This window comes from Micromonospora sp. NPDC049645 (assembly GCF_040675155.1).
GTDB lineage: Bacteria > Actinomycetota > Actinomycetes > Mycobacteriales > Micromonosporaceae > Micromonospora.
The window spans coordinates 206,090-222,943 of record NZ_JBFAOI010000001.1; the positions used below are offsets into that span (position 1 = coordinate 206,090).

The window sequence follows — 16,854 nt, forward strand, 5'->3', positions numbered from 1 at the left end:
TTTGCCAACAACCGTTGGCGCGGGTCGACCCCCGGGAGGTGGCCATGTTGCCCACGAGCACCGACGTCCTGGTGGTGGGCGCCGGCCCCACCGGTCTCACCGCCGCGCTGACGCTGGCCCGGCGCGGGGTCGAGGTGACCGTGCTGGACCGCTTGGCCGCCCCGCCGGTGACCTCCCGCGCCGCCGTCGTGCACGCGTACACCCTGGAGGTGCTGGACCGGATCGGCGCCGCGACGCCGCTGATCGCCCAGGCGGTGCGGGCGCCGCGCTTCACCGTGCGCGACCGGGACCGGGTGCTGCTGTCGGTGCCGTTCCACGAGTTGCCGTCCCCCTTCCCCTACGCGCTGCTGGTCTCCCAGGCGGTCACCGAGGCCGTGCTCGCCGCCAAGTTGGCCGACCTCGGCGTCCAGGTGCGCCGGCCGTGCCGGCTCACCGGGCTGCGTCGCGCCGGTGCGGGCGTGCTCGCGCAGGTCGACGGGGAGACGGTGCGGGCCCGGTTCGTGGTCGGCGCGGACGGCCTGCACAGCACGGTCCGCGAGTTGACCGGCATCGGCTTCACCGGCGGCAGCGACGAGGAGTCGTTCGTCCTCGCCGACGTGCGGGTCGACAGTGCGCTGCCCCGGGACGAGGCGGCGCTCTTCCTCGCCCGCTCCGGGCCGCTGGTCTGGGCACCACTTCCCGGCGGGGTGGTCCGGTTGGTCGCCGCCGTGGCGACGGCGCCGGCCGCACCGGACGCGGCCTACCTTCAGGCACTGCTCGACGAGCGCGGTCCGGTGCGACGACCCGACCGGTTGACCGACGTGGTCTGGGGCTCCCGGTTCCGGGTGCATCACCGGATCGCCGACACCTTCCGGGCCGGGCCGGTGCTGCTCGCCGGTGACGCCGGGCACGTGCACAGCCCGGCCGGCGGGCAGGGCATGAACCTCGGCATCTGCGACGCGGTCGCGCTCGGCACCGCCGTGGCGGACGTGCTCGACGGTGGCTCGGAGGCGCTGCTCGACGACTACACCACCCGGCAGCGGCCGATGGCCGAGGACGTGTTGAGTTTCGCCGCCGGGCTGACCAGGTTGGCCACCGTCCCGCCGGCCGGACGGCCCGCCCGTGACGTGCTGCTCCGACTGCTCGGCGCCGTGCCACCGGTCCGTCGGCGGATGGCGCTGCGCCTGTCCGGGCTGTCCCACCGCGAGCGCACGTCCGCCTAGGCCGCGTCGTTTCCCACCGCGAGCGAACGCCCGCCTAGGCCGCGTCGTGTCCCACCGCGAGCGAACGCCCGGTCAGGCCGCGTCGCTGTGGCTCAGCACACCGGACGTGGCCGTCCGCAGTGCCCGCCACGCGGCGAGGGTGACCAGCGCGAACGTCACCGCCGCCGCGCCGGCCACCGGCACCGTGCCGTACGCCGCGGCGGCCAGCCCGGCGAGCACCGCCCCGAGCGGCGCGGTGAGCAGACCGACCATCCGCTGGGCCGCACCGACCCGGCCGAGCAGTTCGCTCGGCACGTGCCGCTGCCCGTACGACGCACACAGGCTGTTCCACACCACCGTGCCAGCGGCGAAGACGGCCAGGGCGATCCCGCCCGGCACCGGGTGCCGAGCCAACGCGAAGCCGGTCAGCGCCACGGTCTGCGCGGCCAGCACCGCGCGCAGCGCCGGCACCGTGCCGAGCCAGGCGGCGAGCAGCCCCGCCCCGAGGGCCCCCGCCACGCCCCCGAGGATGGCGGCGGCGGCGAACAGCCCGTACCCGGCCGGGGGCACCCGCAACACGTCCAGCGCGTAGAGCACCAGCACCGCCATGATCCCGCTGATCGCCAGGTTGCTCCCGGCGGCGAGCAGGGTGACCCGCCACAGGGTCCGGTGCGCCCGCAGCCAGCGCAGTCCCTCGACGATCTCGCTCCACACCGACCCGCGCCGGACCCCGGGCCGCGGCCGCGCGTACGCCACCGAGGTCGGAGCGAGAGCCAGCACGAGCAGGGCGGCCGCGGCGAAGGTGACGGCGTCGACAGCGAACGGGACGGCCGGGGCGGCGGCGAAGAGGACACCCGCGGCGGGCGCCCCGAGGAAACCGCCGGCCACCGCGGACCCCGCCTGGAGTCGACCGTTCGCCCGGGGCAGCGCGTCCGGCGGCACCAGCGCGGGGAGCAGCGCGAACGAGGCGGAGTCGAAGAGCGTGCCCAACGCGGCGAGCAGGAAGGCCGCCACCAGCAGCGCCAGGACGCTGATCCGGTCGAGCGCGACAACCACGGCGAGGGCCGCGACCACGACCGCGCGTACCCCGTCGACCAACGCCATCGTCCGGCGCCGGTCCCACCGGTCCGCGTACACGCCGCCAAGCAGCCCGAAGAGCAACGGCGGCAACTGACCGGCCACGGTGACCGCCGCGATGAGCCGGGGATCGCGGGTCACGGTCGCGGCCAACAGGGCCAGCGCCGGCGTACGCAGCGCGTCTCCTAACCGCGACGAGACGGCGGCGGACCAGAGCAGCCGGAAGTCCCGGCCGAGAGGGTTGGCGGTCATGCCGGTGACCGTGCCGGTTCAACCGGGTCGAGGGTCAAGCGGCCACTGTGCGGAACGAGGTCAACCGTCACTCCACCGCAGGCAGCTCGCGGTCTACGCTTGCCCGGTGACGGTGGAGCAGCAGGCACGGGGTGCGGCGGGCGCGGGCCGGCGCAGGTCCCGCAAGGACGAGATCCTGGAGATCGCGGTAGGTCTGTTCGCGGCGCGCGGCTACCACGGCGTGTCGATGGACGACATCGGCGCGGCGGCCGGGGTCACCGGTCCGGCGCTCTACCACCACTTCGCCGGCAAGGAGGCGATGCTGGCCGCCGCGCTGATCCCGGTGAGCGAGGGGTTGCTGGCCGGCGGGCGGGAGCGCGCCGCAGGGCGCTCGGACGACCCGCGTGGCGTGCTGGAGTCCCTGATCGACTTCCACGTCGAGTTCGCGTTGGCCAACCCGGCGGTGATCGCGTTGCACCTGCACGAGCTGGACCGCCTGCCCGAGGAGCCACGACGGCGGATCCGCCGCCTGCAACGGCTCTACGTCGAGGAATGGGTGACCGTGCTGACCGCGCTGCACCCGGGCATGCCCGACGGTGAGGCACGGGTGCTCGCCCATGCCGCGTTCGGCCTGATGAACTCGACCCCGTTCCTCGGGGGTGAGGTGGATCGGCGACGTCGCGCCGAGCTGCTGCGCGGCGCGACCCTGGCCGCGCTGCTCGCCTGAGCCGACCCGGCCGCTCGCCGGAGCCGACTCGTCATAAGCGTGCCGGTCATGATTCCCTGACATCGTCCCACCATCCGGACGCCGGGAGGAAACATGATCGAGTCACTGCTGGTCGCTAATCGGGGCGAGATCGCCCGCCGGATCATTCGTACCGCCAAGCGGCTCGGGATCCGCGTGGTCGCGGTGCACTCGGAGGCCGATGCCGACCTGCCGTTCGTCGCGGAGGCGGACGAGGCGGTCCTCATCGGTCCACCGAACCCGGCGTTGAGCTACCGCAACACCGAGGCGATCCTCGCCGCCGCGAAGTCGACCGGCGCCCAGGCCATCCACCCCGGGTACGGCTTCCTGTCGGAGAACGCCGAGTTCGCCCGTACCGTCGAGGCGAGTGGCCTGATCTGGGTCGGCCCCGACGCCGACGCGATCACCGCGATGGGCGACAAGATCAATGCCCGGAACCTGATGGCGGCGGCCGGTGTTCCGGTCGCGCCCGGCACCACCGACCCGGCTGCCGACCTGGACGCGGCGGTGACGGCTGCCGCCGAGATCGGCTACCCGGTGATGGTCAAGGCCGCCGCCGGTGGTGGTGGCATGGGTATGGGCGTGGCCGTCGACGAGGCCGCGCTGCGCACCGAGTACGACAAGGTGCGCGCGTTCGCCGAGCGGATGTTCGGCGACGGTTCGGTGTTGATCGAGCGGTACTTCCCCCGGGTGCGACACGTCGAGGTGCAGATCCTCGGCCTGGCCGACGGCCGGGTGGTGGCGCTCGGCGAGCGGGAGTGCTCGGTGCAGCGGCGCAACCAGAAGCTGGTCGAGGAGTCCCCGTCGCCGGCGGTCTCGCCGGAGCTGCGATCCCGTCTCCTGGCAGCGGCGGTACGGGCCGGCGAGGCGGTCGGCTATCGCAACGCGGGCACGGTGGAGTGCTTGCTCGACACCGCCACCGACGAGTTCTTCTTCCTGGAGATGAACACGCGGTTGCAGGTGGAGCACCCGGTGACCGAGTACGTCTACGGCATCGACCTGGTCGAGGAGCAGCTGCGGGTGGCGTCCGGGCTGGCGCCGACGTTCGACCCGGACGCGTTGACCCCTCGTGGCCACGCCGTCGAGATGCGGATCAACGCGGAGGATCCGAAGCGCTTCCTGCCCGGCCCCGGCGTGATCAGGACCTGGGTGGAGCCGACGGGCGAGGGTGTCCGGGTGGACTCCGGCTACACCGAGGGCAACACGGTCACCCCGTTCTACGACAGCCTGCTGGCCAAGCTGATCGTCAGCGGCGCGACCCGTGCCGAGGTGTTGGAGCGGGCGAAGGAGGCGGTGGCGGCCTTCCAAATCGAGGGCCCGAAGAACAACGTCCCGTTCTTCGCCGAGCTGCTGACCAACGAGGAGTTCCGCTCCGGCGCCTACGACACCGGCATCGTCTCCCGCATGCGCTGACGTCCGCTCACGCCAGTTGATCAAGAGGTTCGCGTCAGAATTCCGGCTGCGGATGACGCAAACCTCTTGATCAACAACCGGGTGGCATGCTGGGAGGACCCCCAAGCACTGCTTTCGTCACAGTGAGGTGACCCCTTATGGCGGACCTGCCGAGTTTCGTCTCCATCCGTGAGGTCGGGCCGCGGGACGGGTTGCAGAACGAGGACCCGATCCCGACCGACGCCAAGGTGCGGCTGCTCGACGCCCTCTCCGGCACCGGCGTACGCCGGATCGAGGCGGTGTCGTTCGTGCATCCCAAGGCGATTCCGCAGATGGCCGACGCCGACGAGGTGTGGCAGCGGGCAACGCAGGCCGACGGGGTGCGATATTCCGCGCTGGTGCCGAACACCCGGGGTGCCCAGCGGGCCCTCGCCGTCGGGTTCACCGAGATCGAGGTGGTGGTGTCGGCCAGCGACACGCACAACCGGCGCAACGTGAACCGGTCCACCGACGAGTCGCTCGACGACATCGCCGAGCTGATCGACCTGCTGCACGGCGCCTCGGCGCGGGTCGAGGTGATCGTGGCGACCAGCTTCGGCTGCCCCTACGAGGGCGACATCGACCCACAGCGGGTGGCCGGCATCGTGGACCGGGTCGTCCGCGACGGCGCCGACCGGGTCGCGTTCGGCGACACCACCGGCATGGGCACTCCACGTCGGGTCCGGGAGCTGCTGACCGCGGTACGCGACCGCAACGCGCACGTGCCGGTCCTGCTGCACTTCCACAACACCCGAGGCACCGCGCTGGCCAACCTGTTGACCGCTCTCGAGCTGGGAGTGACCGAGTTCGACGCCAGCGTCGGTGGCCTTGGTGGCTGCCCGTACGCGCCGGGGGCGAGCGGCAACCTGGCCACCGAGGAGGCCGTGCACATGCTGCACGACATGGGCATCGACACCGGCATCGACCTGCCGGCTCTCATCGAGGTGGCCGAGTTGGCCGAGGAGTTGCTCGGCAAGAAGCTGCCGTCCGGGGTGCTGCGGGCGGGCCCGCGTACCCGGCTGACGCCGCTGCCGGGCTGAGGACGCGACGGAGGGGCCGGCGCACGCGCCGGCCCCTCCCACGTACCTGGTCGTTCAGCCCACCGGGGTGAGCACGTTCGGCCAGCTGTCGCGGAAGACCTGCGAGCTGCGGTCGGTGGCGCTGAACGTGCCGGCGAAGAGGTTGCTGACCCGGCTCGCCTCGGCGCTGCTCGGGTACGGGTTGGTGCAGCTGGTGCCGGCGCTGCCGCCGGACATCAGCAGTGAGCAGTTCCCGTTGTAGTTGTCCGGCAGACCGAGGATGTGCCCGATCTCGTGCGTCATGATCCGCAGCGGGCTGTACTGCGCCGCCTGCTGGGTGTCGATGTAGACCCGGCCGTTGCCGAGGCTGGTCCGCACGGCGTACGAGCCACCGCCGGTGATCTGGTAGATGCGCAGGTTGGAGCCGCAGTTGGCGGAGAGCGTCAGGTTGACGGTGGCGTTGTTCCAGATCGAGGCGGCCTGGTTGGCGGTGCCGGCGTAGTTGCCCGCCTGGCTGGTGTTGTAGCAGATGGTCATGGCGGCGGACGCGGGCGCGGGGTTGGCGACCGTGACGCCGAGGGTGGCGGTTGCCGTCGCCACCAGGGCGACCGCGAGCCGACTGAGTCGTGAGGTCATCGCTGACTCCAATCCGGGAGGAGGGGGTGCCAGGAGCCTAGCGACATGAATTCATGTTTTTCAATGTCTTGCTCTCGGCTCGGCTGTCTGGTTCGCTCGAAGGTCGCCGACAGTCGTGCCGATGCGCTAGCCTAACGATCGTTCAGGTCGGGATGGCGGAGGAGTCGGCGTGACGCTCGACGGTGAGGCACTGGAGCAGCTGCGCAAGCGGGCCCGGTCCGGCGGCGCGGACAAGTACCACGCGGCCAACGCGGCCAAGGGCAAGCTCTTCGCCCGTGAGCGGGTCGCGCTCCTGGTCGACGAGGGCTCGTTCGTCGAAGACGGTCTCTACGCGAACGCGCTCGCCGAAGGGTTGCCCGCCGACGGCGTGGTCACCGGCACCGCCACGATCGACGGGCGGCAGGTCTGCCTGATGGCCAACGACTCCACCGTCAAGGCCGGCAGCTGGGGCGCCCGCACCGTCGAGAAGATCATCCGAATCATCGAGCGGGCCTACGGCGCCGGGGTGCCGATGGTCTACCTGGTCGACTCGGCCGGTGCCCGGATCACCGACCAGGTCGACCTCTTCCCCGGCCGGCGTGGCGCCGGCAAGATCTTCTGGAACCAGGTTCGCGCCTCGGGCTCGATCCCGCAGGTCTGCGCGCTGTTCGGCCCGAGCGCCGCCGGTGGGGCCTACATCCCGGCGTTCTGCGACGTGGTGGCGCTGGTCGACGGCAACGCGAGCATGTATCTCGGCTCCGACCGGATGGTCGAGATGGTCACCGGCGAGAAGACCACCCTGGAGGCGATGGGCGGGGCCAAGGTGCACACCGCCGAATCCGGGGTCGGGCACTTCCTCTGCAAGACCGAGGCCGACGCGCTCGACGTCGTGAAGACCTACCTGTCGTACCTGCCGGCGAACTGGACGCAAGCGCCGCCGACCGCGCCGGCGGTCGCCGCGCCCGCGAAGGCCGACCTGGCCGCGCTGGTGCCGGCCAGCGAGCGGCAGGCGTTCGACATGCGACGGTACGTCAAGGGCCTGCTCGACGAGGGTTCGTTCTTCGAGATCCAGGCGCTCTGGGCCAAGGAGCTGACCATCGGCTTCGGCCGCCTCGACGGTCAGGTCGTCGGGGTGGTCGGCAACAACTCGATGTTCAAGGGCGGGGTGCTCTTCGTCGACTCGGCCGACAAGGCCACCCGGTTCGTGCAGCTCTGCGACGCGTTCAACGTGCCGCTGTTGTTCCTCAGCGACGTGCCCGGCTTCATGGTCGGCAGCGCGGTGGAGAAGCAGGGCATCATCCGGCACGGCGCCAAGATGATCACCGCGATCTCCGAGGCGACGGTGCCGAAGATCTGCGTGGTGGTGCGCAAGGCGTACGGTGCCGGCCTCTACGCGATGGCCGGACCCGGGTTCGAGCCGGACGCCACGATCGCGCTGCCGACCGCGAAGATCGCCGTGATGGGCGCCGAGGCCGCCGTGAACGCGGTCTACGCCAACAAGATCGCGGCCATCCCGGACGCGGACGAGCGAGCCGCCTTCGTCGCCGCCAAGCGGGCCGAGTACGAGCAGGACATCGACGTCGTCCGGCTGGCCAGCGAGCTGGTGGTGGACGCCATCGTCGAGCCGCACGACCTGCGCACCGAGCTGGTCCGTCGATTCGCGGCGGCACGTACGAAGGATCGGCACTTCTCCCGTCGTCGGCACGGCGTCACCCCGGTCTGATCCCCGAATCGGGCCCGCACAGCGACCCGCCCCCGGCGTCACGAGCACCAGGGCGGACCGTCCTTACAGGAGGATGAGATGGACTTCCGGCTCACCGACGAACAAGCGGCGCTGCGCGAGAGCGTGCGGGAATTCGCCCGCGAGGTGGTCGCCCCGGTCATCGCGGAGCACTACGAGCAGCACACCTTCCCGTACGAGGTGATCCGGCAGATGGGCAAGATGGGCCTGTTCGGCCTGCCCTTCGACGAGGAGCACGGCGGGATGGGCGGTGACTACTTCGCGCTCTGCCTGGCCCTGGAGGAGCTGGCCCGGGTCGACTCCAGCGTGGCCATCACGCTGGAGGCGGCGGTCTCGCTGGGCGCGATGCCGATCTACCGCTTCGGCACCGAGGAGCAGAAGGCGACCTGGCTGCCCCGGCTGCTCAGCGGCGAGGCGCTGGCCGGCTTCGGTCTCACCGAGCCGGGCACCGGCTCGGACGCCGCCGGCACGCAGACGCGGGCCGTGCTGGACGGCGACGAGTGGGTGATCAACGGTTCGAAGGCGTTCATCACCAACTCCGGGACCGACATCACCGTCATGGTCACGGTCACCGCGGTGACCGGTACGAACCCGGACGGCTCGAAGGAGCTGTCGACCATCATCGTGCCGACCGGCACACCCGGCTTCACCGTGGCGCCCGGCTACTCGAAGGTGGGTTGGACGGCCTCGGACACCCACGAACTGACCTTCGACGACTGCCGGGTGCCGGCGGCCAACCTGCTCGGCACGCGGGGACGGGGGTTCGCGCAGTTCCTGCGGATTCTCGACGAGGGTCGGATCGCCATCGCCGCGCTGGCCGTCGGCCTCGCCCAGGGCTGTGTCGACGAGTCGGTCAAGTATGCGAAGGAGCGGCACGCCTTCGGTAAGCCGATCGGCGCCAACCAGGCCATCCAGTTCAAGATCGCGGACATGGAGCTGAAGGCGCACACGGCCCGGTTGGCCTACTACGACGCCGCCGCGCGGATGCTTGCCGGCGAGCCGTTCAAGCGACAGGCCGCCATCGCCAAGCTGCACGCCAGCACGATCGCGGTGGACAACGCCCGGGAGGCCACCCAGATCCACGGCGGGTACGGCTTCATGAACGAGTACCCGGTGGCCCGGTTCTGGCGGGACTCCAAGATCCTGGAGATCGGCGAGGGCACCAGCGAGGTGCAACGCATGATCATCGCCCGGGACCTGGGTCTCTGAGCGGTCCAGCCGAGCTGATCGACCAGTCGTTCCGGACGGACTGTCCATACGGCTGTCGGATATCGGCGAGCGGGCGTCAGTAGCCCGACGTTCGACTGCCGACGGTCGGAGTCGATCCGTACTCTTCGAGCCCATGACTCCGGATCATGACCGGTCGCGGAGCCCGGCTGGCCGTTCCACTCTGCCGGAGCTGCTCCGCGGGCATCGACGCGCCGTCGGCCTGACCCAGGCCGAGCTGGCGTCCCGCGCCGGGGTAGGGGTGCGGACGGTGCGTGACCTGGAGCGGGGCCGGTCGATCCGACCACAGCGCACCACTGTCGAGTTGCTCGCCGACGCGTTGGCGCTGAGTGGCACCAGTCGGGCCGCGTTCCTGTCCGCGGCTCGGGGCGTCGAACCGACCCCGCCCGATGCCACCTCGACCCCGTTCGCGCTCAGCGGCGACACCACCTCGGCGGACGTACCCGGCAACCGGCCGGTCGCCCTCCCGCCGCCGGTCGCGTTGATCGGCCGGGAACGCGACCTCACCGAGCTGGCCGGGATGCTGACGGCCGAGCGCGGTCCCCGGCTGGTGAGCCTCGTCGGGTTGGCCGGCGTCGGCAAGACCGCGCTGGCGACGTCGGTGGCGCACCAGGTGGCCGCCGCCCACCCGGCCGGCGTGGCCGGGGTGCTGGTCGGCGAGGGTTCGGACGGTCCGGACGTGCTCGCCGCCTCGATGTCCGTGCTCGGCGTGGCGCGGCTGTCCGAACTCGTGGCCCTGCTCGCCGGGCGACCGGCGCTGCTGGTGATGGACGCGGTGGAGCACGCGCCGGGCCCGGTGGCCGCAACCCTGCACCGGTTGATCGGAGCCCTGCCCTCGCTGCGGGTGCTGGTCACCGGGCGGCATCCGGTCGGGTTGCCCGGTGAGCGGGTCTGGCCGGTCGCGCCGCTCGACGTGCCACCACCGGAGGCCGAGCACTCCGCACTCGAATCGTGGCCGGCGGCGGCCCTGTTCACCGCCCGGCTCGCTCAGGTCCGTCGGGAGCCGCCCACCCCCGCTGAACTGCCGGCGCTCGCCGCGTTGGTTCGGCGGTTGGGCGGGCTCCCGCTGGCCATCGAGCTGATGGCCGCCCGGGGCCGACTTCTCGACCTGGGCGAACTGCTCAACCGGTACGGCGACCGGGTGCTCGACCTCGCCACTCCCGCCGAGCCGGCGGCCCATCCGGGTTGGGACGCGCCGGAGGCGCTGACCCGTCGGACGAGCGAAGCCGACACCGGTGCGGCGGTCGCGGTCACCCTGCGCGACGCGGTGGCGTTCAGCTATCGGCTGTTGGCACCGGACGAGCGGGCCGCGCTGCGCCAGTTGGCCGTCTTCGGTAACCGCTGGTCGGTGGAGCTGGCCGAGGAGATGCTGGCCGACGAGGCCGACCGGGACGGCACGGTGGCGATCGACCCCGTTCCGCTGTTGGACCGTTTCGTCGAGCTGGGGCTGCTGAGCGTACGAGGAACCGGGTCGTTCCGGTTCCGGCTGCTGGACGCGGTCCGTGACTACGCCGTCGAGCAGGCGGCCGGCGCAGGTGAGCTGACCCGCATCCGGCGTCGACACGCCGACGTCATCGCGCGACTGGTGGCACGGACGGCTACCGACCTGGTCGGTCCACGGGTGCCGGACGCCGTACACCGACTGGACGAGATGAGCAGCGACATCAGCTCGTCGTTGGCCCATGCCGCCACCGACGACCCGTTGACCGCGCTGCGGCTGGCGGCCTGCCTGACCCGCTGGTGGCGGTTCCGTGGGCGCGACGTGGCCGGGCGGCAGTGGCTGCGACGGCTGCTCGCGGACCCGCGGACAGCCGACGCGGATCCTCTGCTGCGTGGCTGGGCTGCCCTCGGGGTCGCCCGGCTCGCCGCCGAGCACGGCGCGGGCGTCGAGGAGCTGTCGACGGCACGTGCGGCGTGGGACACCTTCCAGCAGGCCGGCGACATCACCGGGGAGCTGGAGGCGCGCAACGTTCTCGGCACGCTGTTGATCTCCGTCGGGCGGCAGGACGAGGCGCGCGAGCAGGCAGAGGCGCTCCTGCGCATGGCCGCCCGCAACGGTCGGACGCGGGACCTGGCGGTGGCCCAGAACAGCCTCGCCTGGCACGAGATCCGAGCGGGTGACCTGGCCGCGGCCCGCCGCCGGCTCGCCGCGGTGGACCGACTCGCCGTCGAGAGTGGGGAGCAGCGGCTGCGGGTGCTGGGCTGGGCCAGCCGGGCCGAGGTCGCTCGCCTGGAGGGCTGGTACGCGGACGCCATCGACCGGGGCCGCGCGGCGATCGCGGCGCTGTCAGAGCTGGGTGACCCCGGGCGACGCCGTCGGGTGCTCGGGACAGTCGGGTTGGCGCTCGCCCAGGACGGGCGTGCCGCGGAGGCGACCGAGGTGCTCGCCGAGTTGCGCGTCGGGCGCGTGGAGGTCGTACCGGCGCGGCCGACCGTGCCGCGACCGCGCTCGGAGAACACGGCGCTGGCCTGGGGTGGGCCGGAGGCGGGGCTCTGTGCGTTGATCGAGGGAAATCTGGCGCTGCACCGGGGTGACCGGGAGTTGGCCGCCGAGTGGTTCGCCGCCGCCGCCGACGACGCGGGTCAGGATCGCCGCGACGTGGTGGAGGCGCTGGTGGGACTGGCCGCGAGCACCGGGGATCCGGCGGTGCTCGATCGGCTGGACCGGGTCTGTGCGGAGAGTGGCATCCGGCTGTTGCCGCAGGAGTCGGGGTTGCTCTACGCGCTGACCGCCGCCCGGAGCGGACCGGCGGCCCAGTAGGCGCGGCGGAGCCCAGGTGGGCCGAGGGCGGTCGCATCGGGGAGAGTGGCGCGGGCGAAGAGCCCCCTTGGTGCTACCCCTCGCTGATCGCCCGCGCCGTCACCCCCCGGTGATCCCCGGTGCACGAAGCCTGCCACCGCCGCACTGACGGAAAGTCGGCTTGGACCGAATCCTCCAGCTTGGCGGGGTCAGTTCTGCCGGTCTTTCTGCCGGTGCCGCCATCGACGGAGCGGGCGCGCCTCAGGAGCGCCGGGTGGCGCCGCCGGTAGCGGCGATCTGCTCCGGATCGGCGTCGTCACTGCCGGCGGTGGCGCACGGATGCGCGGCGTCGCGGACCCGGCGCAGCCCGTCGAGGAGGGCCGCCAGCGCCTCGGGGTCGAGTTGCCCGGTGAACCACTGCTCGATCATCTGTAGGTGCCCGGGCAGCGTCTCGTTCAGGCGCTGCATCCCGGCGGCGGTGACCACCGCGTACGAGCTGCGTCGGTCGTTCGGGCAGGCCCGGCGGGTGAGCAGCCCGTCACGTTCCATCCGGTCCACCACCCGCGTCACTCCGCTTGTCGACAGGGAGGTCTGCGCGGCGAGGTCGGTCATGCGTAGTTGGTTGCCCGGCGAGCGGGCCAGTCGCGTGATGACCTCGAACTCGACCGCGGAGAGGCCGTGCTCCTCGAATTGGGCAGCGAACCGGGCAGACAGCCCGGCGTGTGCCTCGAAGAGCAGGCCGACGGCGGTGATCCGGGGATCGTCGAAGACGTTGGTCACTCGCCCATCATACCAGTGCTTGACACCGGGAATATTGTTGCGGCTATAGTTGCTCGGGCAGTCGTTGGGCCACTAAACAATCTCCCTGGAGGACAGCAGCATGACCAGCAGCACCGAGACGGTTACCCGCGACTGGGACGGCCTCACCATTCCGACGGCCGGCACCTACGCGCTCGACGTGGCGCACAAGCGGGTCGGCTTCGTTGCCCGGCACATGATGGTGAGCAAGGTTCGCGGTGAGTTCAACGAGGCGACCGCCACCATCACCGTCGCCGAGGACCCGCTGCAGTCGTCGGTCGTCGCCACCATTCAGGCCGCCAGCGTCGACACCACCCAGGCCGACCGGGACGCGCACCTGCGCAGCCCCGAGTTCCTGGACGCCGAGAAGTTCCCGACGCTCGAGTTCCGCAGCACCGGGGTCAAGTCCCGCAGTGGCAGCGAGTTCGTGCTCGCCGGTGAGCTGACCATCAAGGACGTCACCCGGCCGGTCGAGCTGGCGGTGGAGTTCGAGGGTGTCGGCCGCAGCCCGTTCGGCCAGGACATCTTCGGCTTCTCCGCGAGCACCGAGATCGACCGCGAGGAGTTCGGCCTGACCTGGAACGTCGCCCTGGAGACCGGGGGCGTGCTGGTCAGCCGCAAGATCAAGATTGAGATCGAGGGCGAGGCCGTCCGTCAGGCCTGACCCCTGGGATCACCCGAGGGCCAGGGGAATCCTCCCGGTGACCCAGAACGCAGGGCCCGCGCCGCACGTCGGCGCGGGCCCTGCGTCGTCGGCGCTCGTGGTAATTGTCACGAGTTGTTCGCACCGCCACCGGGTCCACCCGGTCGGCGGCGGGGTACAGATGGCGCCACGAGCGCGACCGCTCCGGCCGATGCCGGATCACCGCCGTCGGCCTACTGGCCCCGGCCAGGTGAGCGCTCTTACGGTGGATGCTTCACAATGCGCTTTCCGGGACGGCAACATCCCGACCGCGCCGGCCGTCGGGAGGACACATGGGCAGGGACGTCTCAGAGGGCGCCTTCACCCGGGATGATCGCGTCCGCTATCGGCAGAAGGTACGGCGGTGCCTGGACGTCTTCGCCCTGATGCTCGACGACTTCGGTTTCGACGCGGACCGGCCGATGACCGGCCTGGAAATCGAGCTCAACCTTGTCGACTCGGCGGCCGAGCCGGCGATGCGCAACGAGGAGATCCTCGCCGACATCGCGGACCCCCTCTTCCAGACCGAGCTCGGGCAGTTCAACCTGGAACTCAACGCCGAACCCCGACTGATCGAGGGCACCGGCTTCGCCGACTACGAGCACGACCTGCGCGGCAGCCTCTCCCGAGCCGACGAGCGCGCCGCCAGGTCCGACGCGAAGATCGTCCTGGTCGGCATCCTGCCCACCCTCACCGAGGGACACCTGGTTGAGGACAACCTCTCCACCAACGAGCGGTACCGGGTGCTCAACGACCAGATCGTCGGTGCCCGGGGCGAGGACATCGAGCTGGACATCCGCGGCGTCGAGCAGTTGCGGACCCATACCGACTCGATCGCCCCCGAGGCCGCCTGCACGAGCCTTCAGTTCCACCTCCAGGTCGCCCCGGACAGCTTCGCCGACTACTGGAACGCGTCCCAGGCCATCGCCGGAGTGCAGGTCGCGACCGGGGCGAACAGCCCCTTCCTGTACGGCCGCCAACTCTGGGCCGAAACCCGGATCGCCCTGTTCCAACAGGCCACCGACACTCGCCCGGACGAACTCAAGGCCCAGGGCGTACGACCCCGGGTGTGGTTCGGTGAACGGTGGATCACCTCGATCTTCGACCTGTTCGAGGAGAACGTCCGGTATTTTCCGCCGCTGCTGCCGATCTGCGAGGACGAGGACCCGGTGGAGGTGCTGCACGCCGGCGGCGTGCCACAGCTCGGGGAGCTGCGGCTGCACAACGGCACGGTCTACCGGTGGAACCGCCCGGTCTACGACATCATGGACGGCCGCCCGCATCTGCGGGTGGAGAACCGGGTGCTGCCGGCCGGTCCGACAGTGGTGGACATGCTGGCCAACGCGGCCTTCTACTTCGGGCTGGTACGCGGTCTGGCCGAGGCCGACCGTCCGATCTGGAGTCAGCTCACCTTCAGCTCGGCCGAGGAGAATTTCCACGCCGCCGCCCGACGTGGCCTCGACGCCGTGCTGCACTGGCCCGGGCTCGGCGACGTGCCGGTCACCAAGCTGGTCCTGGACCAGTTGCTGCCCACCGCCGCCGCCGGTCTGGACGGGTTCGGTGTCGCCCCGGCGCAGCGGGACCGGCTGCTCGGCATCATCGAGCAGCGCTGCCGTACCGGCCGCAACGGTGCCGTCTGGCAGACCGAGGCGGTCTGGGCGGCGGAACGACACCACGGCATGGACCGGTCGGCCGCGCTACACCACATGGTCAAGCGCTACGCCGAGCTCCAACGCACCAACGAACCCGTCCACACCTGGCCAGCCAACTAACCCACCCCACCCGCACCCCACCCCAACCCCACCCCAACCCCACCCGCCCTCGTCGATCATGGACTTATGGTGGGCGTTTTGGGCACGCGTACCCGTTCTGCACACCACCACAACTCCATGATCGACACGGGGGGCGGGCGGGGGGTGGAGGGTGCGGGTGGGGTGCGGGTGGGGTGGTTAGTCGGTGGTGGGGCGGCGGGTTGCTCGGGTGCGGCGGTTGGCTTGCGTCGGGTCTGCTGGGGCTCCCGTTTCAGGGCGGGGCGGGCCCTGGAGGTCTGGATTTGTGCGGGGCGCGGGTACCTGCGGTGCGGCGGCCGTCTCCCCGGGCGGTGGGACGGTCCCGGGTGCCGGCGGTGGGGTGTAGGCCCTTCTGCGCCGTGCCGTGGGGCTGGCGGACGGGTCGGCGGCCGGCGGCGCGGGGTCGGTCTCGGCGACCGGGGCCCGGTCGGCCGCCGTGTCCCGAGCGACCGGGGCCCGGTCGGCCACCGTGTTCTGAGCAACCCCGGCCCGGTCGGCCAACGTGTCCCGAGCGACCGAACTCGGGTCGGCCGGGCGGCTCTGCTCAGCCGCATGGTTTCGCTCGGCCAGGCGGGCGGCCAGCACCGAGCCGGCGATACCGGCGATCACCGCGTACGGGGCGATCAGCTGGGTGGAGAGCTGCGCGGGGCCCAGCGTCGACCAGTGCGGCAAAGTGGTCAGGTAGGCGAGCGCGACGAGCACCGGGCCCGCCGCGCCGGAGGCCGCCGCGCCCACGCGGTGCCCGCCCGAGCGGGCGGACCGCCGCGCGGCCAGCACGCCGATCAGCAGCGCGGGCAGCAGCGCCAGCAGCGCGCCGGGCCAGTAGAGCTGGTCCCCGATCCAGTAGCGGGGGTGGTCCGGGGCGAACTGCCAGGTGCCGAGCTGCGCGCCGGTCAGCCCGCGTCCGACGCGTACCCCGTCGATCACCGAGACCACCGCGAGCAGCCAGAGCCAGGCGGCCGTCGCGGTCACGTTGACCGCGGCGGCCCGGGACCGAAGCGCCCAGATCGCCACGAGGACCCCGATCAGGATGCCCAGCGTCGCCTGGATGGCGGCCGTCCGTTGCGGCGCGCCGGTGTCGGCGCCGGTCGCGACCCGCGCGGGTACGGCGATCAGCAGCACCGTGACCAGCCCGCCGATCGCGGCGCCCAGCGCCAGGGCCACCCGCCGCAGCAGGCCGTTTCGCACCGGCGGGGCGGCCATCGGCGGCGCTGTGCCCGACACCTCCGGCTGGCCGGTGTCGGCGGTCGGTGGACGCCCGTCACCCGGGGCGTCGTGCTCCGATGCCGTGGTCTCCGGAGAATCGGCGACCCTCTCCGGCTCGGCCTTCGCCGGGGCGTCTCGTTGGTGGAGTCGCTGCGCGCAGACCGCGCCGAGGACGGTGGAGCTGGCGGCGAGCCAGGTGGCCCAGGCGAGACCGTCCGCCCAGGCCGTGTCGGTCGCCCCGGCATCGGTGGCCGTCCAGGTGATGACGCCGAGCCCGTAGCCGAAACCCAGCTGTGCGGCACCGGCGCCGGCAGCGACCCCGATCGCCGTCACGATCGACACTCCCCAGCCCTGTCTGGCCATGCCGGGCA

At 71.9% G+C, this 16,854-nt stretch carries 13 protein-coding genes; 9 read left to right on the plus strand and 4 right to left on the minus strand.

Annotation, left to right across the window (positions count from 1 at the left end; translation table 11 throughout):
• Positions 1 to 44: 44 nt before the first annotated feature.
• Positions 45 to 1,202: an FAD-dependent oxidoreductase gene (locus tag AB0J33_RS01000; RefSeq protein ID WP_363608541.1), complete on the plus strand. Its 1,158-nt coding sequence runs from the start codon at positions 45 to 47 to the stop codon at positions 1,200 to 1,202.
• 72 nt (positions 1,203 to 1,274) lie between these two features.
• Here AB0J33_RS01000 and AB0J33_RS01005 read toward each other — a convergent pair whose 3' ends face one another.
• Positions 1,275 to 2,510 (minus strand): MFS transporter, encoded by a 1,236-nt coding sequence (locus AB0J33_RS01005; RefSeq protein ID WP_363608543.1) that lies wholly within the window; start codon positions 2,508 to 2,510, stop codon positions 1,275 to 1,277.
• A 106-nt stretch (positions 2,511 to 2,616) separates the two neighbouring features.
• On the opposite strand from AB0J33_RS01005, the gene AB0J33_RS01010 reads away from it, so the two are divergent.
• From AB0J33_RS01010 to AB0J33_RS01020, 3 genes are all read left to right on the plus strand, one after another.
• Positions 2,617 to 3,216, plus strand: a complete 600-nt coding sequence (locus tag AB0J33_RS01010; RefSeq protein ID WP_030331931.1) for a TetR/AcrR family transcriptional regulator — start codon at positions 2,617 to 2,619, stop codon at positions 3,214 to 3,216.
• 93 nt (positions 3,217 to 3,309) lie between these two features.
• Positions 3,310 to 4,647 (plus strand): biotin carboxylase N-terminal domain-containing protein, encoded by a 1,338-nt coding sequence (locus AB0J33_RS01015; RefSeq protein ID WP_363608545.1) that lies wholly within the window; start codon positions 3,310 to 3,312, stop codon positions 4,645 to 4,647.
• A 137-nt stretch (positions 4,648 to 4,784) separates the two neighbouring features.
• Complete coding sequence (locus tag AB0J33_RS01020) at positions 4,785 to 5,705, plus strand: hydroxymethylglutaryl-CoA lyase (protein WP_363608547.1); 921 nt, start codon at positions 4,785 to 4,787, stop codon at positions 5,703 to 5,705.
• A 54-nt stretch (positions 5,706 to 5,759) separates the two neighbouring features.
• Here the strand turns inward: AB0J33_RS01020 and AB0J33_RS01025 are convergent, their stop codons facing one another.
• Entirely contained in the window at positions 5,760 to 6,320 is a 561-nt protein-coding gene (locus AB0J33_RS01025) for a snapalysin family zinc-dependent metalloprotease (protein WP_363608549.1), read from the minus strand.
• A 169-nt stretch (positions 6,321 to 6,489) separates the two neighbouring features.
• On the opposite strand from AB0J33_RS01025, the gene AB0J33_RS01030 reads away from it, so the two are divergent.
• From AB0J33_RS01030 to AB0J33_RS01040, 3 genes are all read left to right on the plus strand, one after another.
• Positions 6,490 to 8,022 carry an acyl-CoA carboxylase subunit beta gene (locus AB0J33_RS01030; RefSeq protein ID WP_363608552.1) on the plus strand — a complete coding sequence of 511 codons (1,533 nt, stop codon included), beginning with the start codon at positions 6,490 to 6,492 and terminating at the stop codon, positions 8,020 to 8,022.
• 78 nt (positions 8,023 to 8,100) lie between these two features.
• On the plus strand, positions 8,101 to 9,249 hold the full coding sequence (locus AB0J33_RS01035; RefSeq protein WP_363608554.1) for an acyl-CoA dehydrogenase family protein: 1,149 nt from the start codon (positions 8,101 to 8,103) through the stop codon (positions 9,247 to 9,249).
• 133 nt (positions 9,250 to 9,382) lie between these two features.
• Positions 9,383 to 12,028 (plus strand): helix-turn-helix domain-containing protein, encoded by a 2,646-nt coding sequence (locus AB0J33_RS01040; RefSeq protein ID WP_363608556.1) that lies wholly within the window; start codon positions 9,383 to 9,385, stop codon positions 12,026 to 12,028.
• Positions 12,029 to 12,268: 240 nt separating this feature from the next.
• Here the strand turns inward: AB0J33_RS01040 and AB0J33_RS01045 are convergent, their stop codons facing one another.
• Positions 12,269 to 12,787 carry a MarR family transcriptional regulator gene (locus AB0J33_RS01045; RefSeq protein ID WP_363608558.1) on the minus strand — a complete coding sequence of 173 codons (519 nt, stop codon included), beginning with the start codon at positions 12,785 to 12,787 and terminating at the stop codon, positions 12,269 to 12,271.
• A gap of 100 nt (positions 12,788 to 12,887) precedes the next feature.
• On the opposite strand from AB0J33_RS01045, the gene AB0J33_RS01050 reads away from it, so the two are divergent.
• Positions 12,888 to 13,469, plus strand: coding sequence for a YceI family protein (locus AB0J33_RS01050; RefSeq protein ID WP_363608560.1), 582 nt, complete (start codon positions 12,888 to 12,890; stop codon positions 13,467 to 13,469).
• A gap of 311 nt (positions 13,470 to 13,780) precedes the next feature.
• Positions 13,781 to 15,259, plus strand: coding sequence for a glutamate--cysteine ligase (locus AB0J33_RS01055; RefSeq protein WP_363608562.1), 1,479 nt, complete (start codon positions 13,781 to 13,783; stop codon positions 15,257 to 15,259).
• A 177-nt stretch (positions 15,260 to 15,436) separates the two neighbouring features.
• Here the strand turns inward: AB0J33_RS01055 and AB0J33_RS01060 are convergent, their stop codons facing one another.
• Positions 15,437 to 16,846, minus strand: coding sequence for a hypothetical protein (locus AB0J33_RS01060; protein WP_363608564.1), 1,410 nt, complete (start codon positions 16,844 to 16,846; stop codon positions 15,437 to 15,439).
• Positions 16,847 to 16,854 lie beyond the last annotated feature (8 nt).